Below are 26954 nucleotides of genomic sequence, written 5' to 3' on the forward strand. Positions count from 1 at the left end.
ATCGATCACCTGTCATCAGGGATTTCAGGGATACTTGCCCATAACAGAATCCACTTTTTTATTGATTTTGGCGAGTAGGAAGCATAGCAACACCTGCTGAAGCATTGAGTACAGTTACTTGTCGCCGGCCCCGTGTGTACAGGTCTTGTAAGCTCCATTCCAGGGGGAGTATTTTCAATTTGCAAAAGAAGTGGATCTACATACATTTTTACGAAGACAGCACTCATCATGACGCCATCCGCCCGAATAACATTTTTAATAGATTCAATATCGACACTACGAATACTCATCTTACGTCCTTGTATTGCCATTAGAATGCTTTGAAAAATTGAGAATCATTTGGAACTATAGATATATTGGATCAAACCTTTACGGTCAATAAATTCGAAGCAGGAACAGGACTAATATCCTGTAGGACTATTCCAGTGGGGCCATAGGAACAATCCAGACTCAATTAAAAATATAAAGTTCTTTCATACAAGAAATTGACAGAACAAAACATCAAGATGACAGCTCACCCCAATAGTTGTTAATCCAACAACTATCAATTCATATATTTCTCAAGCATTGGAAATAGCTATTCAAACTTGGTTCGAACTCTGCAACCTTCCCCGCCTCTCTCTCATTCCAGCAAGGAACGCCCTATGGCGCAGAGCGATGCCGGCAACGATCCCCCCCTTAGCGAAGTCCCCAAAGTGGCGATTCACCTAAGCGGCGACCTCGATCCGCACACGGGCTGGATCCGCATCCACGAAACCTGCACCCGTGGCTGCATCTATCGCGGCGAGTTATCCGTGAAGAACACTGAAATCCCTGTAGGAGCGGGCTTGCCCGCGATAGCGGATATCAGTCGCATCAATGTTGAATGTGCCTACGCCATCGCGGGCAAGCCCGCACACAGGGGTGATGCATGACGAATTCATAAATCACAGGCAAAAAAAAACCGCACTGGGCGACACCCATGCAGTTCTGTTGAATCGTTCGATATTCGTTAAGGTGGTAACCCCACCAGCCACACCCCGGCACACAATGTTCCCGCTGTGGCTGCTTCCTTCCGGATCTGACCAGGTTCACGGGTAATCGTTGCGGGGGGACCGATGGGGTCACCATAACGACACTCACCTGTCGGCGAGCCGCGCCATTGTACCTATCTGAGACGAAGTTACAACCGTTGGTTTCAGATTAAAAACATGAAGAGGTTCAAGCACTTGCTATTGCGCTTGCAACACCTCATCAGCCCTGCCGCCCTCTTGCTGGATCACCAGGTGGATGAAGTGCAGCTTGGCAATCGCCGCCGCCGGCAACACGAACGGGTAGAAGTCCGGCTGGCCCATGCTGCGCGACAATTCGTTGAGCATGCCGGCCAGTTCGATCCAGGCGTTGACGAACGACAGAAACGCCCCGCCGCCAGGATGCTCAGGCTCGAACAGAGTGCTTGGCGCAAATGGCTGGTAGTCGAAGTCCATTTCCCGCGCACTCATGCCAAAACCCAGCGCAGTGTCCACTGCGTCCATCATGTGCAGGTAATGCGCCCAGGTTTCCGCCCAGTCTTCCCAGGGGTGCATGGTCGCGTAGGCACTGACGTAATGCTGCGGCCAGTCCAGCGGGGCGCCTTGTTGATAGTGGTGGTCAAGTGCCTCGGCATAGCTGGCGCGCTCGTCGCCAAACAGGTTGCGGAATGATTGGAGCCATGGACCGTTAGCGATCAGCCGATCCCAATAGTAGTGCCCAACCTCGTGGCGAAAATGCCCCAGCAGCGTGCGATACGGCTCATGCATTTGCGCCCTCACCCGCTCGCGATGGGCGTCGTCGGCTTCTTTGATGTCGAGGGTGATCAGGCCGCTCGCGTGGCCGGTCATTGGCGAGTTGCCTTCGAGGTCGACGCCGATGAAATCGAAGGCCAGTCCGGTTTCTTCACTCACCGTTTTCGGGATGACCTGCAAGCCGAGGGTGATCAGCTGTGCCACCAGGCGGCGCTTGGCAGTTTCCACCTTGCGCCACAGTTCGGGGTTTTCAGAAACCGAAAGATCGGGAATCGTGCGATTGAGGCTGCAGGCGACGCACAGGAGGTCGTGACCGTTGTCCGGCAGCAGCCAGTTGCATGCAGCAGGCGTATCGAGATTGGCGCAACGACGGAACAGTCCCGCCTCGGGGTCGGCATCCAGCGTCCAGGAGCCTTCCTGCGGCCCCGGTTGCAGCGAGGTCAGGCGACTTTGTTCAGACTGATAACCGAGCAATGCGCTGCAAGCCAGGCACTGACTGTTGCGAAAGAACAGTGACTGACCGCAGCGACACGGCCAGACTTTGCTGTTGCGTGAAGATTCGCCCATGAACGGCGCGACGATACGAGAACTGAGTTGCTCGAAAAAGCGGTACATGGCGATCTCTCCTTGGGGCTTGCCAAGACTAGATCATTCCCGCCCAAAGATCGTTCCCACGCAGAGCGTCACTAGTGTCCGGTAAAACCTGTTTCATAGCAGAAGGCAGCCTTGAGCTGCCTTCTGCTCCGTTCGCTTCTGCCTTCGTTGTTCAAGATGTTCGATGTTTGATGGCCGTTCGAACAACGTGTGGGCTAGCCGAATGACGAAGCTGGAAATAGACCCAGAGCCACCTGACCGGCGCTGATAAAGGTGCAGCAAGAGGTACGTGATCAAAGCGCTGTATATCTGAAGACGGACGGCATTTTCGGAGAACTTGAAGCATCTGTGCAAATCGGGTGCTGCTGAACATAGGCGAAAATCGAGTCTGAAAAACCTGATTATTGCTCAGGAAGCAGGCACAGCAAGGGGGAGCAAGCTCCCCCTTCAGTTTTTACCGGACACTAGTGACGCAATGCGTGGGAACGAGAGGTCAGACGGAGAGGCCGCAGCCCTTCAGGAACGCGATAAATGCCTCCTCATCCATCACCTTCACCCCAAGCTCATTGGCCTTGGTCAGCTTGGAGCCAGCGCCAGGGCCGGCCACCACGCAATGCGTCTTCGCCGATACAGAACCGGCAACCTTCGCCCCAAGGCTTTCCAGATGTTCCTTGGCGACATCGCGGCTCATCAACTCGACCTTGCCCGTCAGCACCCAAGTCTGCCCGGACAGCGGCAAACCTTCGACGACCTTCTTCTCGCTCTGCCAGTGCATGCCGAAATCACGCAGTTGCTTCTCGGCCTCCTCGGCCAGTTGGCGATGCTGCGACAGCGCAAAAAACTCACGTACCGAATTGGCCTGTTTCTCTGCCAATGCCTGACGCATGTCCAGCCAGTCGGCGCTCATTACCGCGTCGAGCGAGCCAAACTTGTCTGCCAGTTTCTGCGCCCCGCCTGGGCCGACCGAAGGAATGTGCAGCTTGTCGAGGAAGCCGCCCAGCGTAGTGCTGGCGGCAAACTCGGCGCCCAGTTCGCCCTGATCCTGAATCTGCAAGCCATGACCGAGCAATTCGCTGATCACCTGCTGGTTGTGCGCATCTTCAAAGAAGCTGTGAATCTCGTGCGCCACTTCCAGGCCGACATCCGGCAGATACGTCAGCACTTGCGACAACGCCTGTTGCACGCGCTCCAGCGAACCCAGCGAGCGCGCCAGTACCTTGGCCGTTTCTTCACCAACATCGGGAATGCCAAGGGCATAGATGAAACGCGCCAGCCCCGGCTTCTTGCTGTCTTCGATGGCCGCGAGCAGTTTGTTACTGGACACCTCGGCAAAGCCTTCAAGATCGACGATGTCATCAAACTTCAGCGCGTATAAATCGGCCGGCGAACTGACCAGACCTTCATCGACCAATTGCTCGACGCTCTTGTCGCCGAGGCCTTCAATGTCCATCGCACGACGCGAGACGAAGTGGATGATCGCCTGCTTCAATTGCGCGCCACAGGCCAGGCGCCCCACGCAGCGATACACCGCGCCTTCGCTGACGGTTTCCTTGCCCTTGCTGCGCTTGATCAGTTGCGTGCGCTCGACGTGGGAGCCGCACACCGGACAGCTCTCAGGAATCGCCACAGGTCGTGCATTGTCCGGACGGCGTTCGGTGACCACTTGCACCACTTGCGGGATCACGTCACCGGCACGACGGATGATCACGGTGTCGCCGATCATCAGGCCCAGCCGCGCGACTTCGTCCATGTTGTGCAGCGTGGCATTGGCCACGGTGACGCCAGCGACTTTGACCGGTTTCAACCGCGCAACCGGAGTAACCGCGCCGGTGCGACCGACCTGAAACTCCACATCAAGCAACTCGGTGAGTTCTTCCATGGCCGGGAATTTATGCGCAATCGCCCAACGCGGTTCGCGAGCGCGGAAGCCCAGTTCACGCTGATCGGCAATGCTGTTGACCTTGAACACCACACCGTCGATTTCGTAAGTCAGCGAGCTGCGTCGCTCACCCATATCGCGGTAGTAATCGAGGCACTCGTCGATGCCTTTGGCCAGTTTCAGTTCGTGACTGATCGGCATGCCCCACTTTTGCAACTGTTTGAGGTTGCCGATGTGGGTGTCGGAAATATCGTGGGACACCTGGCCGATGCCGTAGCAGCAGAACTCCAACGGACGGTTGACGGTGATCTTCGAATCCAGCTGACGCAGACTGCCCGCCGCCGCATTGCGCGGGTTGGCGAAGGTCTTGCCACCGATGTCCAGTTGCGAGGCGTTGAGGCGCTCGAAACCGGCCTTGGACATGAACACTTCACCGCGCACTTCCAGGGTCGCCGGCCAGCCTTCGCCGTGCAGCTTCAGGGGAATGTTGCGCACGGTGCGCACGTTGACGCTGATGTCTTCGCCGGTGGTGCCGTCACCGCGTGTGGCGCCACGAACCAGCACGCCGTCCTGATACAGCAGGCTGACCGCCAGGCCATCGAGCTTCGGCTCGCAGCTGTACTCCACCGCCGAACCACCGCCGAACAGATCGCCGGCCGGCAGATCCAGACCTTCAGTGACACGGCGATCAAACTCGCGCATATCGTTTTCTTCGAAGGCGTTACCGAGGCTGAGCATCGGCACTTCGTGGCGCACCTGAGTAAAGGCGGTCAGCGCCACACTGCCGACACGCTGGGTCGGCGAGTCGCTGGTGATCAGCTCCGGGTTGGCTGCTTCCAGAGCCTTGAGCTCGTGGAACAACCGGTCGTACTCGGCATCCGGAATGCTCGGCTCGTCGAGGACGTGGTAACGGTAGTTGTGCTGATCCAGCTCAGCGCGCAGCGCTAGAATGCGGTTTTGGGCGGCGGTCATGGGTGTTCTCTCATAAAGCAAAAGAGCAGCCGAGGCTGCTCAATCTATTTTGCCGATTGCCTCTGTATAACGAGGCAATCTTTTCAATCAACGCTTATGGGTCAGGGCGCGGCGCTCGAACTCGACGATGCGCTGACGGTAATGCTCGATGGTCTGCGCGGTCAGGACGCTGCGCTGATCATCTTTGAGTTCACCGTTCAGTTCCTGGGACAACTTGCGGGCAGCGGCCACCATCACGTCGAAGGCCTGCTTCGGATGACGCGGACCTGGCAGGCCGAGGAAAAAGCTCACTGCCGGGGTGCTGAAATGATCGATATCGTCCAGATCAAAGATGCCCGGCTTGACCGCATTGGCCATGGAGAACAGCACCTCGCCGTTGCCAGCCATGCTTTCGTGGCGATGGAAAATATCCATCTCACCAAAACGCAGACCGCTTTCCAGAATATTCTGCAACAGCGCTGGGCCTCTGAAACCGGCAGCGTCGCGGCAGATCACGCTGATCACCAGAACTTCTTCGGCTTGCGGTTGTTCCTTGTCACTGGCCACCGGTGCAGCCTTGGCATCATTGGCAAAGTCTTCACGGCTGCTGAAGCTCGGGCCACCGTCCAGATCCAGGTCAAGGTTCAGGTCGCCCTGGGCAGGACCGTTGCTGCCACGCTTGCCACGCTTGGAACCGGATTCGCGAGGCTCGCGTGCTTCGCGGGCCGGCATGCTCACCGACGGCAGATCATGCTCGTCCAGTTGTGGCTCTTTGTGGGTGTCCAGGACGCGGGCCGGGCCCAACAGCTCGGCGCTGGTGTCCTCGTCCGGCAAATTGGACAGACTTCGATCAAGACGGAATTTCAGTTTTCCCTTGCCGCCGCGCATCCGGCGCCAGCCATCGAAAAGAATACCGGCTATCACAATGATGCCGATGACGATCAGCCACTCGCGCAGACCGATTTCCATGTAATCCCGTGCCTCTATAAAAAATGCTGAAAAATAAGGGGTTTACACTGTGCAAACCGCTTTAAAACGTGGCGCCAACTCTATGTTCTGACAGGCGTTTTGCCCACGTATACGAAAAATTGACATTAAACTAGCACGATCAAAGGCTTCGCAGCTACAAGCTTTAAGCTCCAAGCTGCAAGCCGCTTCACTTACCGCTTGAAGCTTGCAACTCGCCGCTGCGCCGCTAGGCGTCCACCATCGCCATCGCCTCCTCGACATCCACAGCTACCAGTCGCGAACAACCCGGTTCATGCATCGTCACACCCATCAACTGCTCGGCCATTTCCATGGCGATCTTGTTGTGAGTGATATAGATGAACTGCACGGTCTGAGACATCTCTTTAACCAATCGTGCGTAGCGTCCAACGTTAGCGTCATCCAGTGGTGCATCAACTTCATCGAGCATGCAGAACGGCGCCGGGTTCAATTTGAAGATCGCAAAAACCAGTGCCAGCGCGGTCAGGGCTTTTTCCCCGCCGGAGAGCAAATGGATGGTGCTGTTCTTCTTTCCTGGCGGCTGCGCCATGATCGTTACCCCTGTATCGAGTAGATCTTCGCCCGTCAGTTCCAAATACGCGCGCCCGCCACCGAAAACTTTTGGAAAAAGCGCCTGTAAACCGCCATTGATCTGATCAAAGGTATCTTTGAAACGGTTTCGGGTTTCCTTGTCGATCTTGCGGATAACGTTTTCCAGCGTTTCCAGTGCCTCGACCAGATCGGCATCCTGAGCATCCAGATAACGTTTACGCTCGGATTGTTGCGTGTATTCGTCGATGGCCGCGAGGTTGATCGCACCCAGACGCTGTATCCGCGCATTGATCCGTTCGAGTTCCTCTTCGGCTTCGCGTTCACTGGCCTGTGCCGTTAATGTCGCGAGCACGCCATTGAGATCGTAGCCATCTTCGAGCAGTTGATCCTGCAAAGCCTTGCGGCGCACGGTCAGGGCTTGCCATTCCATGCGCTGCTGTTCGAGCTGGCCACGGATCAACTGCGATTGCTGCTCGGCTTGCGTCCGGCGTTTTTCCGCTTCGCGCAATTCACGGTCGGCATCTTCCAGGGCGATTTGCGCTGTCTTGAGTTCTTCGTCGACGGTCATGCGCTTGTCGAGCAACTCTTCGAGCTTCAGGCGCAGCTCTTCCAGAGGGGCCTCGCCCTCCTCCAGATTCAGACTCAACTGTTCGCGCTTTTCGGTCAGACGCTCGGCCTGCATTTCCAGACGCTCCAGCGCCTGGCGCGTGGAGTCATGCTGCGCGCGCAACGAGCCGAGACGCACGGCCAGTTGATGCGCGTGATCCTTGTGCTGCCGCGCTTCCTGACGCACGCGGTCGAGGCGCTCGCGCAAGCTGTCTCGCTGGGCCAGCAGCAACTCGCGCTGCTCGGTGTCCAGCGCCATGGCGTCGAGGGCGTCCTGCAATTGCATGCGCGCTTCGCCTACTTGCTCATGCTCGAGCTCACGCTGCTCGCCGAGCTCTATCAGCTCTTCATCGAGACGGGTACGGCGCAGCGTCAGTTGTTCGGCCTTGGCTTTGCCGGCGGACAACTGGGCTTTCAATTCACCTTGCTGACGGGCTTCGTCTTGCAGCAAGCGACGCAAATGTTCGCGACCGTTTTCCTGCTGACGCTGTTGCGCGCGCAGGGTTTGCAAACGGGTTTCCATCGCCTCGACCGTGGCCTCACGCTCTTCACGTTCGAGATGCAGCGTCTCGATTTCCTGGCCACGGGCGAGCATGCCGCTTTCGGCTTCGCTGGCACGGCGCACGCGCAGGAAATGCCGACCGACCCAGTATCCATCGCGGCTGATCAGACTCTGCCCGGCACTCAACTGGCCGCGCAGGGCCAACGCCTGTTCCAGACTGTCGACCGGTTTGACCTGACTGAGCCATGGCGACAGATCAATCTGTGCCTCGACCTTGTCCAGCAAGCTGCCAGCCACGCGCACGCCGTCGTTGCCAGGGCTGAGCAGGCGCAAATCGCCCTGCGTAAAACCGGACAAATCAAAGCCGTTGAAATCGTCGACCAGTACCGCCTGCAAATCGGCGCCGAGCACGGTTTCCACCGCCAGCTCCCAACCGGCCTCGACCTTCAGGCCTTCGGCCAGACGCGGACGTTCGGCCAGGTTGTGCTCCTTCAGCCATTCAGCGGTGCCGGTGCCCGGGTCGAGCGCGGCTTGCTGCAAGGCTTCCAGAGAAGCCAAGCGACCATTAAGGCGCTGCAAATCACCCTGCGCCTGTTGCTGCGCGGTCAGCGCCTGCTGCAACTCCTGGCGCAGTTGCTCAAGCTTTTCGACCTGAGCCTCTTCGCTGGTTTGCAAATCTTCGAGCGTCGCTTCGGACTCGGCGAGTTGCTCGTTGAGTTCCATGATCGCCGCGTCTTCCGGATCGGCCGAGAGCAACGCACGCTCTTCGCCAAGGCGCTTTTGCCGATCGGCCAGACGCTCCATGCTGGTTTCCAGCTGCTGGATGCGCGACTGCTGGACTTCAGCCTGACGGCGCGGTTCAGCGGCGGTCAGGTTGAAGGTGTCCCACTGCTCCTGCCAGCCGTGCATCACGGTTTCGGAATCTTCCAGCGCGGCGGCAGCCTCTTCGGCGGCGGCGCTGGTGACTTCCTGCTCAGGGGTGAGCATGTCCAGCTCTTCGCCGAGGGTCAGCAGCAACGTGCGGTCGTGGCCCAAGTGCGATTCGGTTTCCAGACGAGCGCGCTCGGCTTCTTTCAAGTCGTCCTGCAACTGACGCAAACGTTGCTGGCCGTGCTGGATGCTCTGCTCGACGCGGGCGATGTCGCCACCGACCGAATAGAAGCGCCCTTGCACCAGATTGAAGCGCTCCGACAGATCATGGTGCCCGTCGCGCAGGCGTTCGATAGCGGCGTCGGCGTTACGTTGCTCGGCGACCAGCGCTTCGAAGCTGATTTCCTGGGTGCCAATGATCGACTCGCGCTGGCCGACCTGATCGTTCAGATCCTGCCAGCGCAGGGCCGACAGTTGCGCCTTGAGCTGACGCTCCTCGGCTTTGAATTCCTGATATTTCTTGGCGGCCTCGGCCTGGCGGTGCAAGCGCTCGAGTTGACGCTCGAGTTCTTCGCGCAGGTCGGTCAGGCGGGCAAGGTTTTCGTGGGTGCGGCGGATGCGGTTTTCGGTCTCGCGCCGACGCTCCTTGTACTTGGAGATACCTGCCGCTTCTTCGATGAAGTTGCGCAGGTCTTCAGGCTTGGATTCGATCAGCTTGGAGATCATCCCCTGCTCGATGATCGAGTAGCTGCGCGGGCCGAGGCCGGTGCCGAGGAAGATATCGGTGATGTCGCGACGACGGCATTTGGTGCCGTTGAGGTAATAAGTCGTCTGGCTGTCGCGGGTCACTTTGCGGCGAATGGAAATCTCCGCGTAAGCGGCGTATTCGCCCAGCAGCGTACCGTCGGAGTTGTCGAACACCAACTCGATGCTCGCCTGACTCACCGGTTTACGACTGGTCGAGCCGTTGAAGATGACGTCGGTCATCGACTCGCCACGCAGGTTTTTCGCCGAACTTTCGCCCATCACCCAGCGTACGGCGTCGATGATGTTCGACTTGCCGCAACCGTTCGGCCCGACGACCGCCGCCATGTTACTGGGGAAGTTCACCGTGGTCGGGTCGACGAAGGATTTGAATCCCGCCAGTTTGATGCACTTGAGACGCACGCTTAGGCGACCGTCAGGGCAGACACCACCAGATCGCAACTGCGCTGGGCGTAAGCCGTCAGCACGATGCGGATCTGCGGCAAATCACGGGCAAGCACGGCGGCCAGCAAGCGCTCGAACAGTTCGAGGAACTCGCTCATCTCGGCCTTGCGCTGCTCGAGGGCGAGGAAGTACGCGCGGCTCATCGCCGGTTGCAGGTTCTCGACGGTTTCTTGCAGGTATGGATTGTTGGCAAACGGATAGGCCGCGCGCATCACGGCGAAACTGTCGTCGACGAAGGTGCGGATGTCCTGACGCTCGTAGCTGGCGGTCAGGCGCTGCTGGATCTGCACGAACGGCGCCATGTCGGCCTGGACTTGCCAGCCATTGGCCACCGAGTTGCCGAGCAGGATATACAGCTCGCTCATCAGCGTGCACAGGCTCTGCACCTTGTGCGCCGTCAACTCGGTGACGTGCGCGCCACGGCGCGGCAGGATCGCGATCAGGTGGCGGCGCTCAAGGATCAGCAAGGCTTCGCGAACGGATCCGCGGCTGACATTGAGTGCCAGCGTGACCTTCTGCTCCTGGATGCGTTCTCCCGGCTTCATTTCGCCACGAATGATGCGTTCGGCGAGGTGGTGAGCGATTTGCTCGGCGAGGCTGTCCGGCGCCTTGAACGTCATGGTTGTCCTTCAAACTCTATCGATCTGCACAAGCGGCGCAGTGTAGCGCAAATGCACGGTCATGGCGGAGTGCCCACTCAGCGGTTTTTGGCACGAATCCCGCAAAAAGCAGGGGATCCAATGAGGGTCAATACTGAATAGACACGTTGCTGATCGACAAAACGCATTTTCCTGACCTTTAAGTCAGAAAACCATTGACCGAAAAGTCAGACCTGCTAAATTCGGTTCACGTCGGTTAACAACAATAATGAGTCTGCGAGGCCTTCCGTGATCCAGTTTTTACTTAACCAGGAACTCCGTAGCGAGCACGCCCTGGACCCGAATCTGACTGTGCTCAATTACCTGCGTGAACACGTCGGCAAATCCGGCACCAAAGAAGGTTGTGCCAGCGGTGACTGCGGCGCCTGCACCGTGGTGGTCGGCGAGTTGCAAACGGATGACGCTGGCCGCGAACACATTCGCTATCGCAGCCTCAACTCGTGCCTGACGTTCGTTTCGTCGCTACACGGCAAACAACTGATCAGCGTCGAAGACCTCAAGCACCAAGGCGAACTGCACAGCGTGCAGAAAGCCATGGTCGAGTGCCATGGCTCGCAGTGCGGTTTCTGCACTCCCGGTTTCGTCATGTCGCTGTTCGCCCTGCAAAAGAACAGCGATGCGCCGGATCATGCCAAAGCCCACGAAGCACTGGCCGGCAACCTCTGCCGCTGCACCGGCTATCGGCCGATCCTCGCCGCTGCCGAGCAATCGTGCTGTGGCAAGCAACCGGACCAGTTCGATGCCCGCGAAGCCGAGACCATCGCCCGCCTCAAAGCCATTGCCCCCACCGATATCGGCGAGCTCAACAGCGGCGACAAGCGCTGCCTGGTGCCGCTGACTGTGTCCGATCTGGCCGACCTCTACGACGCCTACCCGCAAGCCCGGCTGCTGGCTGGCGGCACCGATCTGGCGCTGGAAGTCACGCAGTTCCACCGCACCCTGCCGGTGATGATCTACGTCGGCAATGTCGCAGAAATGAAGCGCATCGAAACCTTCGACGACCGTATTGAAATCGGCGCCGCCGCTGCCCTCTCCGACTGCTACGAAACATTGAACGCCGAGTACCCGGACTTCGGCGAACTGCTGCACCGCTTCGCCTCTCTGCAAATCCGCAACCAAGGCACCCTAGGCGGCAACATCGGCAACGCCTCGCCCATCGGTGACTCACCGCCCCTGCTGATCGCCCTCGGTGCGCAAATCGTGCTGTGCAAGGGTGAAACCCGGCGCACGTTGAATCTTGAGGACTACTTCATCGATTACCGCGTCACGGCGCGTCAGGAAAGCGAGTTCATCGAGAAGATCATCGTCCCGCGTGCCAGCGCCGAGCAGCTGTTCCGCGCCTATAAAGTGTCGAAACGTCTGGACGACGACATCTCTGCCGTCTGCGCCGCGTTCAACCTGCGCGTCGAAAACGGCGTGATCACTGACGCACGCGTCGCCTTCGGCGGCATGGCGGCGATCCCGAAACGCGCCGCCCATTGCGAAGCCGTGTTGCTCGGCCAGCCGTTCAACAACGCCGTGGTCGAACGCGCCTGCGCCGCGCTGGCCGAGGACTTCACCCCGCTCTCGGATTTCCGCGCCAGCAAGGAATATCGCCTGCTCAGCGCGCAGAACCTGCTGCGCAAATACTTCATCGAACTGCAAACACCGCACATCGAGACTCGGGTGACCGCTTATGTCTAACCATCACGCCGTAGAGAAGACCCAAGCTGAATTGGCTGAACTGTTCGCCAAAGACCTGACCACCGGTGTCGGTCGTAGCGTGAAACACGACAGCGCCGCCAAGCACGTGTCCGGTGAAGCGCAGTACATTGATGATCGCCTGGAATTCCCCAACCAGTTGCACCTGTACGCACGCCTGTCGGACCGCGCCCACGCGAAGATCATCAGCATTGATACAAGTCCTTGCTATGCCTTCGAAGGCGTACGCATCGCCATCACCCACGAAGACGTCCCGGGCCTGAAAGACATTGGCCCGCTGATGCCGGGCGATCCGTTGTTGGCCATCGATGATGTGCAGTTCGTCGGTCAACCGGTGCTGGCCGTGGCGGCGAAAGATCTGGAAACCGCGCGCAAAGCGGCAATGGCCGCGATCATCGAATACGAAGATCTGGAGCCGGTGCTGGACGTGGTCGACGCCCTGCGCAAACGCCACTTCGTGCTCGACAGCCACACCCACCAGCGCGGCGATTCGGCCGGTGCTTTGGCGACAGCCGAACACCGCATTCAAGGCACGCTGCACATCGGCGGCCAGGAACACTTTTATCTGGAGACTCAGATCTCCTCGGTAATGCCGACCGAAGACGGCGGCATGATCGTCTACTGCTCCACGCAGAACCCCACCGAAGTACAAAAACTGGTCGCCGAAGTGCTCGACGTGTCGATGAACAAGATCGTCGTCGACATGCGTCGCATGGGCGGTGGTTTCGGTGGCAAGGAAACTCAGGCAGCAAGCCCCGCATGCCTGTGCGCGGTGGTCGCGCACCTCACCGGCCAGCCGACCAAGATGCGTCTGCCGCGAGTCGAAGACATGTTGATGACCGGCAAGCGTCACCCGTTCTACGTCGAGTACGACGTCGGCTTCGACAGCACCGGGCGCCTGCACGGGATCAACATGGATCTGGCCGGCAATTGCGGCTGCTCGCCGGACTTGTCCGCCTCGATCGTTGACCGGGCGATGTTCCACTCGGACAACTCCTACTACCTGGGCGACGCGACCATCAACGGTCACCGCTGCAAGACCAACACCGCGTCGAACACCGCGTACCGGGGTTTCGGCGGCCCGCAAGGCATGGTTGCCATCGAAGAAGTGATGGATGCGATTGCCCGTCACTTGAACCTCGATCCGCTGGCCGTGCGCAAGGCCAACTACTACGGCAAGACCGAGCGCAACGTCACGCACTACTACCAGACCGTCGAGCACAACATGCTCGAAGAAATGACCGCCGAACTGGAAGAAAGCAGCCAGTACGCCGAACGCCGCGAAGCGATCCGTCGCTACAACGCCAACAGCCCGATCCTGAAAAAAGGCCTGGCGCTGACCCCGGTGAAATTCGGTATTTCCTTCACCGCCAGCTTCCTGAACCAGGCCGGTGCGTTGATCCACATCTACACCGACGGCAGCATCCACCTGAACCACGGCGGCACGGAGATGGGTCAGGGTTTGAACACCAAAGTTGCGCAAGTCGTGGCCGAAGTATTCCAGGTCGAAATCGACCGCGTGCAGATCACTGCGACCAATACCGACAAGGTGCCGAACACCTCGCCGACTGCGGCCTCCAGCGGTGCCGACCTCAACGGTAAAGCCGCACAGAACGCCGCCGAGATCATCAAGCGACGCTTGATCGAATTCGCCGCGCGCCAATACAAGGTCAGCGAAGAAGACGTCGAATTCCACAACGGCCATGTGCGTGTTCGCGACCACATCCTGACCTTCGAAGCGCTGATCCAGCAGGCGTATTTCAATCAGGTCTCGCTGTCGAGCACCGGGTTCTACAAGACCCCGAAAATCTACTACGACCGCAGTCAGGCCCGTGGCCGTCCGTTCTACTACTTCGCCTTCGGCGCGGCGTGCTGCGAAGTGATCGTCGACACCTTGACCGGCGAGTACAAGATGCTGCGCACCGACATCCTCCACGACGTCGGCGCCTCGCTGAACCCGTCCATCGACATTGGTCAGGTGGAAGGCGGTTTCGTCCAGGGCATGGGCTGGCTGACCATGGAAGAACTGGTCTGGAACAACAAAGGCAAGCTGATGACCAACGGCCCGGCCAGCTACAAGATCCCGGCCGTGGCGGACATGCCGCTGGACCTGCGGGTAAAACTGGTGGAGAACCGTAAAAACCCGGAAGACACGGTGTTCCACTCCAAGGCTGTGGGCGAGCCGCCGTTCATGCTCGGGATTGCGGCGTGGTGCGCGATCAAGGATGCGGTGGCGAGCCTCGGCGACTACAAGCATCAACCGAAAGTCGATGCACCGGCGACCCCTGAGCGGGTGCTGTGGGGGTGTGAGCAGATGCGGCGGTTGAAAGCCGTGAAAGCGGTAGAAACAGAGACCGAGTTGGCTTCGCTCTAGACCGAGGCGCGCCATTCGCGAGCAAGCCCGCTCCCACAGGAAAATGCATTCCAAATGTGAGAGCGGGCTTGCTCGCGAAGACGACTGAACAGACAACACAGATGTCGAGGTGAATATGTACAACTGGATCGACGCCCTCGCCGACCTGCAGAACCAAGGTGAAGCCTGCGTTCTGGTGACGATCATCGAAGAACTCGGCTCGACGCCACGCAATGCCGGCTCGAAGATGGTGATCAGCGCGAACCAGAGCTTCGACACCATCGGTGGCGGGCATCTGGAATACAAAGCCATGCAGATCGCCCGCGACATGCTCGCCAGCGGCAAGCAAGACACACATCTGGAGCGCTTCAGCCTCGGCGCTAGCCTCGGCCAGTGCTGCGGCGGCGCCACCGTGTTGCTGTTCGAACCGATGGGCCAGGTGCAGGCGCAAATCGCCGTGTTCGGCGCCGGCCACGTTGGCCGTGCTTTGGTGCCGTTGCTCGCCAGCCTGCCGTGCCGGGTGCGCTGGATCGATTCGCGGGAGGCGGAGTTCCCCGAACAGATCCCCCACGGCGTGCGTAAAATCGTCGCCGAAGAGCCCGTGGATGAAATCGATGACCTGCCCGCCGGCAGCTACTGCATCGTCATGACCCACAACCATCAGCTTGATCTGGAGCTGACCGCCGCGATCCTCAAGCGCAATGACTTCACCTGGTTCGGCCTGATCGGCTCGAAGACCAAACGCGCCAAGTTCGAACACCGTTTGCGTGACCGCGGTTTCGACGCCAGCGTCGTGCAACGCATGCGCTGCCCGATGGGCATCAGCGAAGTCAAAGGCAAACTGCCTGTGGAAATCGCCATCTCCATCGCCGGCGAAATCATCGCCACCTATAACGCCAACTTCGGCCAGCACACCGCCAGCGCCGAACCGATTGCCAAACTGCTGCCCGTATCGCGCCGCACTCAGGCCGCCAAACTCAAAGCCTCAAATTGATTAGAGAACCCTCATGCCTCTGACTCGCAAAGCCTACCGCGCCGCCATCCTGCACAGCATTGCCGACCCCGCCGAAGTCGGGATCGAAGCCTCCTACGAATATTTCGAGGACGGCCTGCTGGTGGTCGATGGCGGCAAGATCAGCGCCCTCGGCCACGCCAGCGAACTGCTGCCGACCCTGCCGGCGGACATCGAGATCACCCAGTATCAGGACGCGCTGATCACTTCGGGCTTCATCGACACTCACATCCACCTGCCGCAAACCGGCATGGTCGGCGCCTACGGCGAGCAACTGCTCGACTGGCTCAACACTTACACCTTCCCGTGCGAAAGCCAATTCGGCGACAAGGGCCACGCCGACGATGTCGCCGACATTTTCATCAAAGAGTTGCTGCGCAACGGCACCACCACCGCGCTGGTGTTCGGCAGCGTGCATCCGCAGTCGGTGAACTCGTTCTTCGAGGCAGCCGAGAAGCTCGATCTGCGCATGATCGCCGGCAAGGTGATGATGGATCGCAATGCGCCGGATTACCTGACCGACACCGCCGAATCGAGCTACGTCGAAAGCAAGGCGCTGATCGAGCGCTGGCACGGCAAGGGCCGCTTGCACTACGCGGTCACCCCGCGTTTCGCTCCGACCAGTACCCCGGAACAGCTTGGACTGGCGGGGCAACTGCTGACCGAATACCCGGATTTGTACATGCAGACCCACATCAGCGAGAACCTCAAGGAAATCGAGTGGGTCAAGGAACTGTTCCCGGAGCGCAAGGGCTACCTGGACGTTTACGATCACTACAAACTGCTCGGCGAGCGCTCGGTATTCGCCCACGGCGTGCACCTGTGCGACGACGAATGCGCGCGTCTGGCGCAAACGGGCTCGGCGATCTCGTTCTGCCCGACCTCGAACCTCTTCCTCGGCAGCGGCTTGTTCAACCTGCCGATGGCCGAGAAGCACAAGCTGAACGTCGGCCTCGGTACTGACGTCGGCGGTGGCACCAGTTTCTCGCTGCTGCAAACCTTGAACGAAGCCTACAAAGTGATGCAACTGCAAGGTGCGCGTTTGAGTCCGTTCAAGTCGCTGTACCTGGCGACGCTGGGCGGCGCGCGGGCACTGCGCCTGGAAGACAAGATCGGCAACCTGAAACCGGGCAGCGATGCCGACTTCCTGGTGCTCGACTACAACGCCACGCCGCTGCTGAGCTATCGCTTGAAGCAGGCCAACAACATTGCCGAAACGTTGTTTGTGTTGATGACACTGGGCGATGACCGGACGGTGCAGCAGACGTATGCGGCGGGTGCTTTGGTGCATCAGCGCTAAGTCTTTCAGGCATAAAAAATCCCCCGGAGGTGCTCACCCCGGGGGATTTTTATTGCCTGTCAGTACGCCTTCGCGAGCAAGCCCGCTCCCACATTTGAAATGCATTCCCCTGTGGGAGCGAGCCTGCTCGCGAAGGGAGCGACTCGGTCTACTTTAGAGCTTGGCCGCAGGACGCCCCGGCTTCTTGGTCTGCAACAAATGCGAGAACACCGCATGCAGATCATCCGAAGCGCCTTCCTCATCGAGGTTGAGCTTGCTGTCGATGTGGTCCATGTGATGCATCATCAGGTCCACCGCCAGTTCACCGTTGCGCGCTTCGATGGCGTCGATCAGTTGGGTGTGTTCATCGTAAGAGCAATGCGAGCGGTTGCCGCTTTCATACTGGGCAATGATCAGCGAGGTCTGCGAGACCAGGCTGCGCTGAAAACTGATCAGCGGGGCGTTCTTTGCCGCTTCGGCGAGTTTCAAATGGAACTCACCCGAAAGACGAATACCGGCGCCGCGATCACCACGGGAGAAGCTGTCGCGCTCGTCATTGACCATCTGACGAAGTTCTGCGATCTGCTCGGCGGTGGCGTGTTGCACCGCCAGTTCAGTGATCGCACGCTCGACCAGACGCCGTGCCATGAACACCTGGCGGGCTTCTTCAACGCTCGGGCTGGCAACCACGGCGCCACGGTTGGGTCGCAACAGCACCACGCCTTCATGGGCCAGACGCGACAGCGCGCGGCGAATGATGGTGCGGCTGACCCCGAAGATCTCCCCCAGCGCTTCTTCGCTCAACTTGGTGCCGGGCGCCAGACGCTGTTCGAGGATGGCCTCGAAGATATGCGCATAGACAATATCGTCCTGGGTGCCGCTGCGGCCGGCTTTGCCTGCTCGCGGTTGTTTCTTGAGGGGTTGCAACTGTTCGTTCATGGGCACTCGAGTCGGGAGAACTGCGGCGAATAGACCGTGACTGTAATACGGCACAGTAGGTCGCTGGCAAGTATCGCGTAAAAAACAGCGCGATTGTACACAATGGATGGTGGCAGCACGACTGTATGGCTGTTTGTGACCTCGGCTGTATTGCAACGATCCGTTACGTTTGAGTTTAGGCTTGTTCGCAGAATCCGCAGCCAGAACACAACTCCCACAGGGGTTCAGGGTAATTGCGGACATCTTCATCTGTATAAGGAACACCGCCGTCATGAACGACGCCACCTACACCCGGCTGCGCCCTCTCGCCGATACTTCGCCATCGGCCATCGTCGCCGGTTTTATCGCGATGATGACCGGCTACACCAGTTCACTGGTGCTGATGTTCCAGGCCGGGCAAGCGGCGGGTTTGAGCAGCGGGCAGATTTCCTCGTGGATCTGGGCGATTTCGATCGGCATGGCGGTGTGCTCGATCGGTCTATCGCTGCGCTATCGCACGCCCATCACCATCGCCTGGTCGACGCCCGGTGCGGCGCTGCTGATCACCAGCCTTGGCGGTGTCACCTATGGCGAGGCCATTGGCGCCTACATCACCTGCGCGGTGCTGGTGACGATTTGCGGCCTGACCGGCAGCTTCGAACGCCTGGTGAAAAAGATCCCGGCGTCGCTGGCCGCGGCGTTGCTGGCGGGGATTTTGTTCAAAATCGGCAGCGAAATCTTCGTCGCCGCGCAACATCGCACCGGCTTGGTGCTGGGGATGTTCTTCACCTATCTAGTGGTCAAGCGCCTGTCGCCGCGTTACGCGGTGCTCGCCGCACTGCTGATTGGCACTGCGCTGTCGGGCTTTATGGGGCTGCTGGACTTCAGTGGCTTTCACTTGGAAGTGGCGACACCGGTATGGACCACGCCGCACTTCTCGCTGGCGGCGACCATCAGCATTGGCATTCCCTTGTTCGTCGTGGCGATGACCTCGCAGAACATGCCCGGCATCGCCGTACTGCGCGCCGACGGCTACACCGTCCCGGCCTCGCCGCTGATCACCACCACCGGCATCGCCTCGCTGCTGCTGGCGCCGTTCGGTTCCCACGGCATCAACCTCGCCGCCATCAGCGCGGCGATCTGCACCGGGCCACACGCCCATGAAGATCGCAACAAGCGCTACACCGCGGCGGTGTGGTGTGGGATTTTCTACGGGATTGCCGGGGTATTCGGCGCCACATTGGCGGCGTTGTTTGCGGCACTACCCAAAGAATTGGTGCTGTCTATTGCTGCGCTGGCACTGTTTGGCTCGATCATCAACGGGCTGAGCATCGCCATGAGCGAAGTGAAGGAACGTGAGGCGGCGCTGATCACCTTTATGGTGACGGCGTCGGGGCTAACGCTGTTTTCCATCGGTTCGGCGTTTTGGGGGATTGTGGCGGGGGTTGTGACACTGCTGGTTCTGAATTGGCGCAAAGCCTAAGCCCGGCCTTTTTGGCAGATAGAAAAACGGCGACCCGTAGGTCGCCGTTTTTCAGTATCACTTGGCCGTGTTGATCGGCTTTTCCGGATACCACACGTCCAGCAACGGGCTGATTTCAGCCTTGGTCAGCTCGGAACGGTTTTTCAACCAGGCTTCAACAGCAGCGCGCTGCTCTTCGTTGACCGAGCCACGCTTCTGCAGGCATACCAGACCGAAGTCGTCGCCGCCGACATAGCCCAGACCGTTGGCTTCCATGGCTTCTTTGATGAAGGCTTCGAGGAACGCGTCAATGGCTTCTTCGGACAAGTCTTCTTTGAAGTCCAGGTTCAGTTCGAAACCCAGCTCTTGAAATTCATCAACGCACAGTTTTTTGCGCAGACGCTGGGAACGGTTAGTCGCCATTGGAACAATCCTCTTAAGTAATAACGGCCGGCACTTTACCAGTTTAAAACGTCAATTGCCCGCCTCTGTGGACACAGCGGCCGACCGCCTGTAAAAAAATAACCTGTTGGCCGCCTCCAGCACGGCACAAGCGGCAACACCTTGGGGCATAATGCCGACACTTTCATGACCACTGAGGGCTTTTTCATCCATGTCCTCGCCTTTTTTCCCCTCGGCTGTAGGGTTTTATTTCATATGATCAAATCGTTGCGTCCTCTATTTCTCGCCGGCCTTCTTCTGCCATTGGCCCTGCCTGTTTCTGCTGCCACTATCAATACCGCCCTCACCCCCAACGTCGAAAAAGCGCTCAAGGCCAGCAAATTGCAGCCCAGCGCTTTGTCGTTGGTGATGGTGCCGCTCGACGGCCCGGGTACCCCGACCGTGTTCAATGCTGACGTATCGGTCAACCCGGCCTCGACCATGAAGCTGGTCACGACTTACGCGGCGCTGGAAATGCTCGGCCCCAACCACCAATGGAAAACCGAGTTCTACACCGACGGCGACCTGAGCGGCGGTATCCTCAATGGCAACCTGTACCTCAAGGGCGGTGGCGATCCCAAGCTGAACATGGAAAAACTCTGGCTGCTGATGCGCGACTTGCGCGCCAACGGCGTGACTCAGATCACCGGTGATCTGGTGCTGGACCGCAACTTCTTCGTGCAGCCACAACTGCCGGAATTCAATGATGACGGCAACGACCAGAACAAGCCGTTTCTGGTCAAGCCCGATTCGCTGCTGGTCAACCTAAAGGCCTTGCGCTTCGTGGCGCGCAATGACGGTGGCCGGGTGCTGATCTCGGTGGAACCGCCGATTGCCAGCATCCACATCGAAAACACCGTCAAAGCCCTCAATTCCAAGCAATGCACCGGCGGTGTGCGTTACAACCCGGTGCCGCAGGCCGATGGCAGCGTGACCGTGACCGTCGCCGGCCAATTGGGTGACGGTTGCAGCTCGCAGACTTACCTGTCGCTGCTCGACCACGCGACTTACACCGCAGGCGCCGTTCGGGCGATCTGGAAAGAGCTGGGTGGCAGCATTCAGGGCAAGAATCGTCTGGCGTCCACCCCGAGCAACGCCAAACTGCTGGCCCGCGCTTATTCGCCGGACCTGGCGGAAATCATCCGCGACATCAATAAATACAGTAACAACACCATGGCCCAGCAGTTGTTCCTGAGCCTGGGCCAGAAGTACCGCAACGACGCCGACGGTGACGATGCCAAGGCAGCCCAGCGCGTAGTGCGTCAGTGGCTGGCGAAGAAAGGCATCACCGCGCCGCATCTGGTCATGGAGAACGGCTCTGGTCTGTCCCGTGCCGAACGGGTCAGCGCCCGTGAAATGGCGAACATGCTGCAAGCGGCTTGGCACAGCCCGTACGCCGCCGAATACATCAGCTCGCTGCCAATCGCCGGTACCGACGGCACCATGCGTAAACGCCTGAAGACCACCGCCATGCGCGGCGAAGCCCACATCAAAACCGGCACTCTGAACACCGTACGGGCGATTGCAGGCTTCAGTCGCGACGTCAACGGCAACACGTGGGCGGTGGTGGCGATCCTCAATGACAAGGCGCCGTTTGGTGCGTCATCGGTGCTGGATCAGGTACTGCTGGATCTGTATCGCCAGCCGAAGACGGCGCAGGCGGCTTCCGTACTGTAAGCAGACCGCCTAACCCGTGGGAGCGGGCTTGCTCGCGAAGACGTCAGTTCAGTCAGAACGCTATTGGCTGACATTGCGCCTACGCGAGCAAGCCCGCGCCCGCAGGGGATTAGCGCCCACTGGTTTAATTCATCTGCCGCTCAACCCGATCCCGCCCGCCCTGCTTCGCCACGTAAACCCCTGAATCCGCGCGCAGCAATAGCGAATCTGCACCCTCTCCCGGTCGCCAACTGGCGATGCCGAAACTCGCGGTGACCACGCCAACCACATCCACCGGCGCACTGCGAAGGCCCTGCCACAACTTCACGGCCAACCTGTACGCGTGTTCGCCGTCGATGTCCGGACACAGCACCATGAACTCCTCACCACCCAACCGGCAAAACACATCTGTACGCCGCAACCGGTGGCCAATACGCTCGCACACGGCTTGCAGCACCCGATCGCCCACCGCGTGACCATACTGGTCGTTGATGCGCTTGAAATGATCGATGTCGAGCATGATCACCGACAGCTCCCCCCCACCCCGCTCAACCCGGGCCATTTCGGTGGTCAGTCGTTCCTGGAAGTAGCGACGGTTGTGAATGCCAGTCAAAGAATCAGTCACCGACAGTGCTCGCAGCTCCTCCTGCACTCGCTTGAGGTCGGAGATGTCTGAAATGTAGCCGTGCCACAGCACGCCTCCGCCCGGCAGCTCTTCGGGCGTCGCTTCACCGCGAACCCAGCGCAGGCCGCGCTCGGGTAACTGCACGCGGTACTCCTCGCGCCATGGGCTGAGGTTTTCAGCCGAAGCACGAATCGATTTGCGCACGCGGGTGATGTCCTGCGGGTGGATGCGAGAAAAGATCGCCTCGGCGTCGAGCAACAGCACGTCCGGCCCAAGTTCGTAGATTTCCCGGATGCCGTCGCTGGCATAGATCACGCTGAAACGCCCACCGAACTCCATTCTGAATTGATAGATGCCGCCCGGGACATGGGCACTGAGCTTCTTTAACAACACGTCCCGCGCCGCCAGAGCCTCGTGCACCCGCTTGCGTTCGGTGATGTCGATGCAGATCGCCAGATGCCCCACCCACAGGCCCTGCTCATCGAGAACCGGTGTTGCGAGCATGTTCACCGGCAAATGACTGCCATCGTGGCGCACCAGCGTCCATTCGCGCGCTTCGTGACCGCCCACTTCTCCCCCCTCGACCAACATCGCCTGACAGGTCGGAATGGTCTTGCCATAGCGCGCGCTCAACTCGGCAGAGCGCGCCGTCAACTCACGCGAAAGGTGCAGGTTTTCCAGGGTCATGTGGCCGACGACATCGGCGCTGCTGTAGCCCAGCATCTGTTCCGCGCCCGGGTTGAAGGTGTTGATCACGCCGCGCAAATCAGTGGCGATAATCGCTACTTGCGTGGCGGCATTCAGCACGCCACGCAACTGGCCGTGGGCGCCGCGCAGTTCCTGCTCGCGGGCATGCAGTTCCCGGGTGCGCTGCTCGACCAGGTGCAGGGCTCGCTGACGCTGACTGACCAGCACGTAGAGCAAGGCACTGAGCAAAAGACTGAGCATCGCCCCCAGTACCACCAGGCTGCTGATGGAGGAGTGATTGGCCTGCAGGAACACTTCGCTGGGCTGCATTTCAACCTGATAGTCGTGGTCAGCCAGACGCAACAGGCGGGTCGACGACAGATCGCTCGCCCCGGGTTTGTTCGCCGAATCGTACAACACCTCATGTTGCTCGGCAGTGGAGAGGTCGAGAATGCGCACCGTCAGGAAGTCATGGTTTTCTTCAGGCAACCCGTCCGCGAGCAACTGACGCATGCTGATCACCGCCATGACGTAGCCTTGCGGCAATCCGCCCGGCGCACCTGCGCGGTTGATCGGCGCCAGCAGCAATACTCCCCGCGCATAGGCCGGCTCGATGCTGACCAGATTCAACGGTTGCGAGACGGCCATATGGCCGGTGTGATCGGCGCGCTCCAGCGTTGCACGGCGCAGCGGCTGCGCCAGCAGGTCATAACCCAATGGGGTCGGCAAGCGACTCTGGGTCTGGGTGTAGAGCACCGGTACGTACTCGTCGCGATCCCCCGCCACTTGCAACTGGCCGTCAGCGCTCAGTTCGCGAAAGGTAAAAGTGCTCAAGCCCTCGTCACGAACCGCCTGCTCCAACGCAAGTCGCTGTGCACGCGGCACGCGAGGGGCATAGGAATAGGCTTGAGTGCGCAACAGCAGGGGTTTGGCATAACCATCGAACTCGGCGCGGGACACCGATTGGGAATTGACGAAGAAGCGACGCAAGCCGTCCAGGCGCTGTTCCTGATCCTGAAAGCGCTCTTCGATGCGGCTGTAGCGTTCATTGGCCAGCAGTTGAAAACGCTGATGCAATTGTTGCTGCAACTGATTGAGGGTCGCCCAGGCAAGCAGCCCCGTGAGAATCCCGCCGGCGAGCAATACCAGCATCGCGACCAGCCAGGCCGAGACGTCTTCGCTGATGAAACCCAGAATCTTCGGGCGCACGGGGTGCAACGACATAAGGGCCACTCACTACGCCACTATTGCGGGAAAACGCCATTGGTCATGAGTGAGTTATAGCTATTAGCCACTAATTTGGCTAGCACTGAGAGAATCCAAGAGCCTTTAAAAATCAAGGCTCTGTGGATCCAATCTTTCCAAGCGTCAACGAGCCGTGATTTTCCAGGCGCGGTGGATTTTGGTGTTGCGGGCGAAATCCGGATCAAGGGTCTGCGCGCTGATTTCCTCGACCGCGTAACGCTCGGTCAAATTCTCCTCCAACTCGAACTTGCGGAAGTTGTTGGAGAAGTACAGCACGCCGCCCGGCGCCAGGCGAGCCATGGCCAGATCGATCAACTGCACCTGATCACGCTGCACGTCGAAAATCCCTTCCATGCGCTTGGAGTTGGAGAAGGTCGGTGGATCGATAAAGATCAGGTCGTACTCGTCCCGACAGCTCTCCAGCCACGCCATCACATCGCCCTGCTCCAGACGGTTCTTGTCCGAGTAGCCGTTCAGCGACAGGTTACGACGCGCCCAATCGAGGTAAGTCTTCGACAGGTCGACGCTGGTGGTGCTGCGCGCACCGCCCTTGGCCGCGTGGACGCTGGCCGTCGCGGTGTAGCAGAACAGATTGAGGAAGCGCTTGCCGGCGGCCTCTTTCTGAATGCGCATGCGGATCGGCCGGTGATCGAGGAACAGGCCGGTGTCGAGGTAGTCGGTGAGGTTGACCAGCAACTTCACGCCGCCCTCGCTGACTTCGTTGAACTTGCCCTGTGCGCTCTGGCGCTCGTACTGCTTGGTGCCGCTCTGGCGTTCGCGGCGCTTGACCACCACGCGGTTCTTGTCGACGTTCAGTGCCTGCGGAATCGCCGCCAGGGCATCGAACATGCGGGCCGAGGCCTTTTCCGGGTCGATGGACTTCGGCGCCGCGTATTCCTGGACATGCACCCAATCGTGGTACAGGTCGATGGCCATCGAATACTCAGGCATGTCGGCATCGTAGACGCGGTAGCAATCAATACCTTCGCGCTTGACCCACTTGCTCATGGCCTTGAGGTTTTTTTGCAGACGGTTGGCAAACATCTGCCCGCCTTCGCTCAAGCGCGGCTGCTCGATCACTGGCGCCGGGGCTGGCGTTGGTTTGATCGGATTGCCGTTTTTGTTGAATTTGCGCTCTTGCGGCTCGTCCGGGGTTTGATCGTAAGCCGCTTGCTCACGCTCGGCCTGACGCTGTTCCGGTGTGCGACGCTCACCGGTGACAAACTGATCCGGCAGCACTTTGATCAACAGCAACTTGCACGGCAACGCACCGTTCCAGAACGAATACTGCTTGTGACTGCGAATGCCCATGCGCTTGCCCAGATCCGGCGCGCCGGTGAACACCGCCGCTTCCCAGTTCAGGCAGGCCTGACGCAGACGCTCGCCGAGGTTCTGATAGAGGTAAAGCAGGCTGGCTTCGTCACCCAGACGCTCGCCATACGGCGGGTTGCAGATCACCAGACCTTTCTGGTTCTGATCCGGACGCGGCTCGAACGTCGCGACTTCGCCCTGGTAGATCTTGATCCACTCGCTTAAACCCGCACGTTCAACGTTGTTGCGGCCCGGTTGAATCAGGCGCGGGTCCGCTTCGTAACCGCGAATCCACAGCGGCGGCTTGGCCAGACCGGCAGCGGCACGCTGGGAAGCTTCTTCGTGGAGTTTCTTCCACAGCGCCGGCACATGACCAAGCCACGCGGTGAAGCCCCACTGCTCACGACGTAGGTTCGGCGCCATATCGGCGGCGATCATGCCGGCTTCGACGAGGAACGTACCAACACCGCACATAGGGTCAGCCAGCGCGCCGCCTTCAGCCGCAATGCGCGGCCAACCGGAACGGATCAGAATCGCCGCCGCGAGGTTTTCCTTCAACGGCGCCGCGCCCTGCTGCAAGCGATAGCCGCGCTGGTGCAGGCTGTGGCCGGAAAGGTCGAGGGACAGAATGGCTTCGCCGCGATCCAGACGCAGGTGAATGCGCAGATCCGGGTTCAGCTTGTCGATGCTCGGGCGATCGCCCTGCGGGGTACGCAGTTTGTCGACAATGGCGTCTTTGACTTTCAAGGCGCCGAAGTGGGTGTTGTCGATACCCGAGCCGTGTCCACTGAATTCAACGGCCAGGGTGCCGTCGCTGAGCATGTGGTCCTGCCACTCAACGTCGAGCACGCCGTGGTACAGGTCTTCAGCGTCTTTCATCGGAAAACGCTTGAGCACCAGCAGCACACGGTTGGCCAGACGCGACCAAAGGCACAGGCGATAAGCGGTTTCCATGGTCGCCATGCCACGCACGGCGGACGTGTGCTCGCGGGCTTCTTCAAGGCCAAGCCCGACGGCTTCCTCGATGAGCAGGCCTTCAAGGCCTTTGGGGCAAGTGAGGAAGAGTTCGAAACAATCGGACATGGTTTTTCCAGAGCCTTTGGCTAGTGAATCGGCAACGCATTGCCGATCCGGTTTTCAATCAGGCGCTTTTCTAAAAGAACGCCCGCGTGGCACGAAGGTGTGCCATTCCATCCCCGCTGCTCGGGTTAAAAGAGCTTAGATGCAAGGACAGATAAAAACGTGGTGAAACAAATTGCCGTAAAACGACCCTTCGTCGAATAGTACCTGACGCTAAACGTGGGTCATTCTCACTAAAGAATTAAACCCATCATCCAGCGCGGAGCCGATCATACCGGGGTTTGCTTAAAGAACGCGCATGAAACCCGTCGTTACTTATGGCATTAGCACTATTTTTGTTACGTGCTTATGACAAAACGATCATTCCATCGGTGTGACTCATTGGTTAGAACTGAGCACAGGTTGACGTTGAAACGGCGTCAACACCTTGGCTCGCCACGCCGGCAGCGAGCCGCCAACGGCAGGAGTTTTCTGCCAGACCTCGGTTGAGGTCAACGCGTCAAGAACAGTCAACAAGTGAGGGAAACACCCTATGAGAAGACTTAAGCGTGATCCGTTGGAAAGAGCATTTTTGCGCGGATATCAATATGGCGTTGGTGGAAAATCCCGTGA

General features: G+C 59.3%; 19 protein-coding genes and 1 other RNA gene. 8 read left to right on the forward strand and 12 right to left on the reverse strand.

Annotation, left to right across the window (positions count from 1 at the left end; all coding sequences use genetic code 11):
• Positions 1-5: 5 nt before the first annotated feature.
• On the reverse strand, positions 6-290 hold the full coding sequence (locus ACIOU6_RS07695; protein ID WP_401135137.1) for a hypothetical protein: 285 nt from the start codon (positions 288-290) through the stop codon (positions 6-8).
• Positions 291-644: 354 nt separating this feature from the next.
• Between ACIOU6_RS07695 and ACIOU6_RS07700 the strand changes: the two genes are divergently transcribed.
• Positions 645-914, forward strand: coding sequence for a hypothetical protein (locus tag ACIOU6_RS07700; protein ID WP_365069092.1), 270 nt, complete (start codon positions 645-647; stop codon positions 912-914).
• A gap of 89 nt (positions 915-1003) precedes the next feature.
• On the opposite strand, the gene ffs is transcribed toward ACIOU6_RS07700, so the two are convergent.
• The 6 genes from ffs to ACIOU6_RS07730 form a co-directional block, all read right to left on the reverse strand.
• Positions 1004-1100, reverse strand: an RNA gene (gene ffs / locus ACIOU6_RS07705) — signal recognition particle sRNA small type.
• Between the two features lie 111 nt (positions 1101-1211).
• Entirely contained in the window at positions 1212-2378 is a 1167-nt protein-coding gene (locus ACIOU6_RS07710) for a putative zinc-binding metallopeptidase (RefSeq protein ID WP_221732964.1), read from the reverse strand.
• Positions 2379-2850: 472 nt separating this feature from the next.
• Positions 2851-5208 carry an NAD-dependent DNA ligase LigA gene (gene ligA, locus ACIOU6_RS07715; protein ID WP_401135139.1) on the reverse strand — a complete coding sequence of 786 codons (2358 nt, stop codon included), beginning with the start codon at positions 5206-5208 and terminating at the stop codon, positions 2851-2853.
• 87 nt (positions 5209-5295) lie between these two features.
• Positions 5296-6156 carry a cell division protein ZipA gene (zipA, locus tag ACIOU6_RS07720; RefSeq protein ID WP_221732966.1) on the reverse strand — a complete coding sequence of 287 codons (861 nt, stop codon included), beginning with the start codon at positions 6154-6156 and terminating at the stop codon, positions 5296-5298.
• 226 nt (positions 6157-6382) lie between these two features.
• A complete protein-coding gene (smc, locus tag ACIOU6_RS07725) occupies positions 6383-9871 on the reverse strand; it encodes a chromosome segregation protein SMC (protein WP_401135143.1) in 3489 nt (1162 codons plus the stop codon).
• A gap of 2 nt (positions 9872-9873) precedes the next feature.
• Entirely contained in the window at positions 9874-10533 is a 660-nt protein-coding gene (locus ACIOU6_RS07730) for a GntR family transcriptional regulator (RefSeq protein ID WP_221732968.1), read from the reverse strand.
• A gap of 267 nt (positions 10534-10800) precedes the next feature.
• On the opposite strand from ACIOU6_RS07730, the gene xdhA reads away from it, so the two are divergent.
• The 4 genes from xdhA to guaD all read left to right on the forward strand — a co-directional run bounded on the left by xdhA (position 10801) and on the right by guaD (position 16938).
• Positions 10801-12255, forward strand: coding sequence for a xanthine dehydrogenase small subunit (gene xdhA, locus ACIOU6_RS07735; protein WP_221732969.1), 1455 nt, complete (start codon positions 10801-10803; stop codon positions 12253-12255).
• Positions 12248-14647 carry a xanthine dehydrogenase molybdopterin binding subunit gene (gene xdhB / locus ACIOU6_RS07740; RefSeq protein WP_401135147.1) on the forward strand — a complete coding sequence of 800 codons (2400 nt, stop codon included), beginning with the start codon at positions 12248-12250 and terminating at the stop codon, positions 14645-14647. Before xdhA ends, xdhB begins: the two co-directional genes overlap by 8 nt.
• Positions 14648-14762: 115 nt before the next feature.
• The gene (gene xdhC, locus ACIOU6_RS07745) at positions 14763-15620 is read left to right on the forward strand and encodes a xanthine dehydrogenase accessory protein XdhC (protein ID WP_401135150.1); all 858 of its coding nucleotides are present in this window, start codon (positions 14763-14765) and stop codon (positions 15618-15620) included.
• Between the two features lie 13 nt (positions 15621-15633).
• Positions 15634-16938 carry a guanine deaminase gene (guaD, locus tag ACIOU6_RS07750; protein WP_221732972.1) on the forward strand — a complete coding sequence of 435 codons (1305 nt, stop codon included), beginning with the start codon at positions 15634-15636 and terminating at the stop codon, positions 16936-16938.
• Positions 16939-17091: 153 nt separating this feature from the next.
• On the opposite strand, the gene ACIOU6_RS07755 is transcribed toward guaD, so the two are convergent.
• The gene (locus ACIOU6_RS07755; protein WP_221732973.1) at positions 17092-17856 is read right to left on the reverse strand and encodes a GntR family transcriptional regulator; all 765 of its coding nucleotides are present in this window, start codon (positions 17854-17856) and stop codon (positions 17092-17094) included.
• A 271-nt stretch (positions 17857-18127) separates the two neighbouring features.
• Between ACIOU6_RS07755 and ACIOU6_RS07760 the strand changes: the two genes are divergently transcribed.
• Positions 18128-19318: a benzoate/H(+) symporter BenE family transporter gene (locus ACIOU6_RS07760; protein ID WP_401135152.1), complete on the forward strand. Its 1191-nt coding sequence runs from the start codon at positions 18128-18130 to the stop codon at positions 19316-19318.
• A gap of 57 nt (positions 19319-19375) precedes the next feature.
• Here the strand turns inward: ACIOU6_RS07760 and ACIOU6_RS07765 are convergent, their stop codons facing one another.
• Both ACIOU6_RS07765 and ACIOU6_RS07770 read right to left on the reverse strand, forming a co-directional pair.
• Entirely contained in the window at positions 19376-19720 is a 345-nt protein-coding gene (locus tag ACIOU6_RS07765) for a YggL family protein (protein ID WP_221732975.1), read from the reverse strand.
• A 51-nt stretch (positions 19721-19771) separates the two neighbouring features.
• Positions 19772-19912, reverse strand: a complete 141-nt coding sequence (locus ACIOU6_RS07770; protein WP_221732976.1) for a hypothetical protein — start codon at positions 19910-19912, stop codon at positions 19772-19774.
• A gap of 42 nt (positions 19913-19954) precedes the next feature.
• Here ACIOU6_RS07770 and dacB point away from each other — a divergent pair, with 42 nt between their 5' ends.
• Positions 19955-21415 (forward strand): D-alanyl-D-alanine carboxypeptidase/D-alanyl-D-alanine-endopeptidase, encoded by a 1461-nt coding sequence (gene dacB / locus ACIOU6_RS07775; RefSeq protein ID WP_221732977.1) that lies wholly within the window; start codon positions 19955-19957, stop codon positions 21413-21415.
• A gap of 124 nt (positions 21416-21539) precedes the next feature.
• Here dacB and ACIOU6_RS07780 read toward each other — a convergent pair whose 3' ends face one another.
• Positions 21540-23930: a diguanylate cyclase gene (locus ACIOU6_RS07780; protein WP_401135156.1), complete on the reverse strand. Its 2391-nt coding sequence runs from the start codon at positions 23928-23930 to the stop codon at positions 21540-21542.
• Between the two features lie 144 nt (positions 23931-24074).
• Positions 24075-26345, reverse strand: coding sequence for a bifunctional 23S rRNA (guanine(2069)-N(7))-methyltransferase RlmK/23S rRNA (guanine(2445)-N(2))-methyltransferase RlmL (rlmKL, locus tag ACIOU6_RS07785; RefSeq protein WP_221732979.1), 2271 nt, complete (start codon positions 26343-26345; stop codon positions 24075-24077).
• Between the two features lie 529 nt (positions 26346-26874).
• On the opposite strand from rlmKL, the gene ACIOU6_RS07790 reads away from it, so the two are divergent.
• A partial coding sequence (locus ACIOU6_RS07790; RefSeq protein ID WP_401135174.1) for a ribosome modulation factor occupies positions 26875-26954 on the forward strand: 80 nt, incomplete at its 3' end.

The sequence above is a fragment of the Pseudomonas sp. NPDC087615 genome, from assembly GCF_044743445.1.
Classification (GTDB): Bacteria; Pseudomonadota; Gammaproteobacteria; order Pseudomonadales; family Pseudomonadaceae; genus Aquipseudomonas; species Aquipseudomonas baetica_A.

Coding starts and splice junctions, on each gene's coding strand:
- ACIOU6_RS07695 (WP_401135137.1), bottom strand. CDS start 290: ATGAGTATTCGTAGTGTCGATATTGAATCTATTAAAAATGTTATTCGG.
- ACIOU6_RS07700 (WP_365069092.1), top strand. CDS start 645: ATGGCGCAGAGCGATGCCGGCAACGATCCCCCCCTTAGCGAAGTCCCC.
- ACIOU6_RS07710 (WP_221732964.1), bottom strand. CDS start 2,378: ATGTACCGCTTTTTCGAGCAACTCAGTTCTCGTATCGTCGCGCCGTTC.
- ligA (WP_401135139.1), bottom strand. CDS start 5,208: ATGACCGCCGCCCAAAACCGCATTCTAGCGCTGCGCGCTGAGCTGGAT.
- zipA (WP_221732966.1), bottom strand. CDS start 6,156: ATGGAAATCGGTCTGCGCGAGTGGCTGATCGTCATCGGCATCATTGTG.
- ACIOU6_RS07730 (WP_221732968.1), bottom strand. CDS start 10,533: ATGACGTTCAAGGCGCCGGACAGCCTCGCCGAGCAAATCGCTCACCAC.
- xdhB (WP_401135147.1), top strand. CDS start 12,248: ATGTCTAACCATCACGCCGTAGAGAAGACCCAAGCTGAATTGGCTGAA.
- xdhC (WP_401135150.1), top strand. CDS start 14,763: ATGTACAACTGGATCGACGCCCTCGCCGACCTGCAGAACCAAGGTGAA.
- guaD (WP_221732972.1), top strand. CDS start 15,634: ATGCCTCTGACTCGCAAAGCCTACCGCGCCGCCATCCTGCACAGCATT.
- ACIOU6_RS07755 (WP_221732973.1), bottom strand. CDS start 17,856: ATGAACGAACAGTTGCAACCCCTCAAGAAACAACCGCGAGCAGGCAAA.
- ACIOU6_RS07760 (WP_401135152.1), top strand. CDS start 18,128: ATGAACGACGCCACCTACACCCGGCTGCGCCCTCTCGCCGATACTTCG.
- ACIOU6_RS07765 (WP_221732975.1), bottom strand. CDS start 19,720: ATGGCGACTAACCGTTCCCAGCGTCTGCGCAAAAAACTGTGCGTTGAT.
- ACIOU6_RS07770 (WP_221732976.1), bottom strand. CDS start 19,912: ATGGATGAAAAAGCCCTCAGTGGTCATGAAAGTGTCGGCATTATGCCC.
- dacB (WP_221732977.1), top strand. CDS start 19,955: ATGATCAAATCGTTGCGTCCTCTATTTCTCGCCGGCCTTCTTCTGCCA.
- ACIOU6_RS07780 (WP_401135156.1), bottom strand. CDS start 23,930: ATGTCGTTGCACCCCGTGCGCCCGAAGATTCTGGGTTTCATCAGCGAA.
- rlmKL (WP_221732979.1), bottom strand. CDS start 26,345: ATGTCCGATTGTTTCGAACTCTTCCTCACTTGCCCCAAAGGCCTTGAA.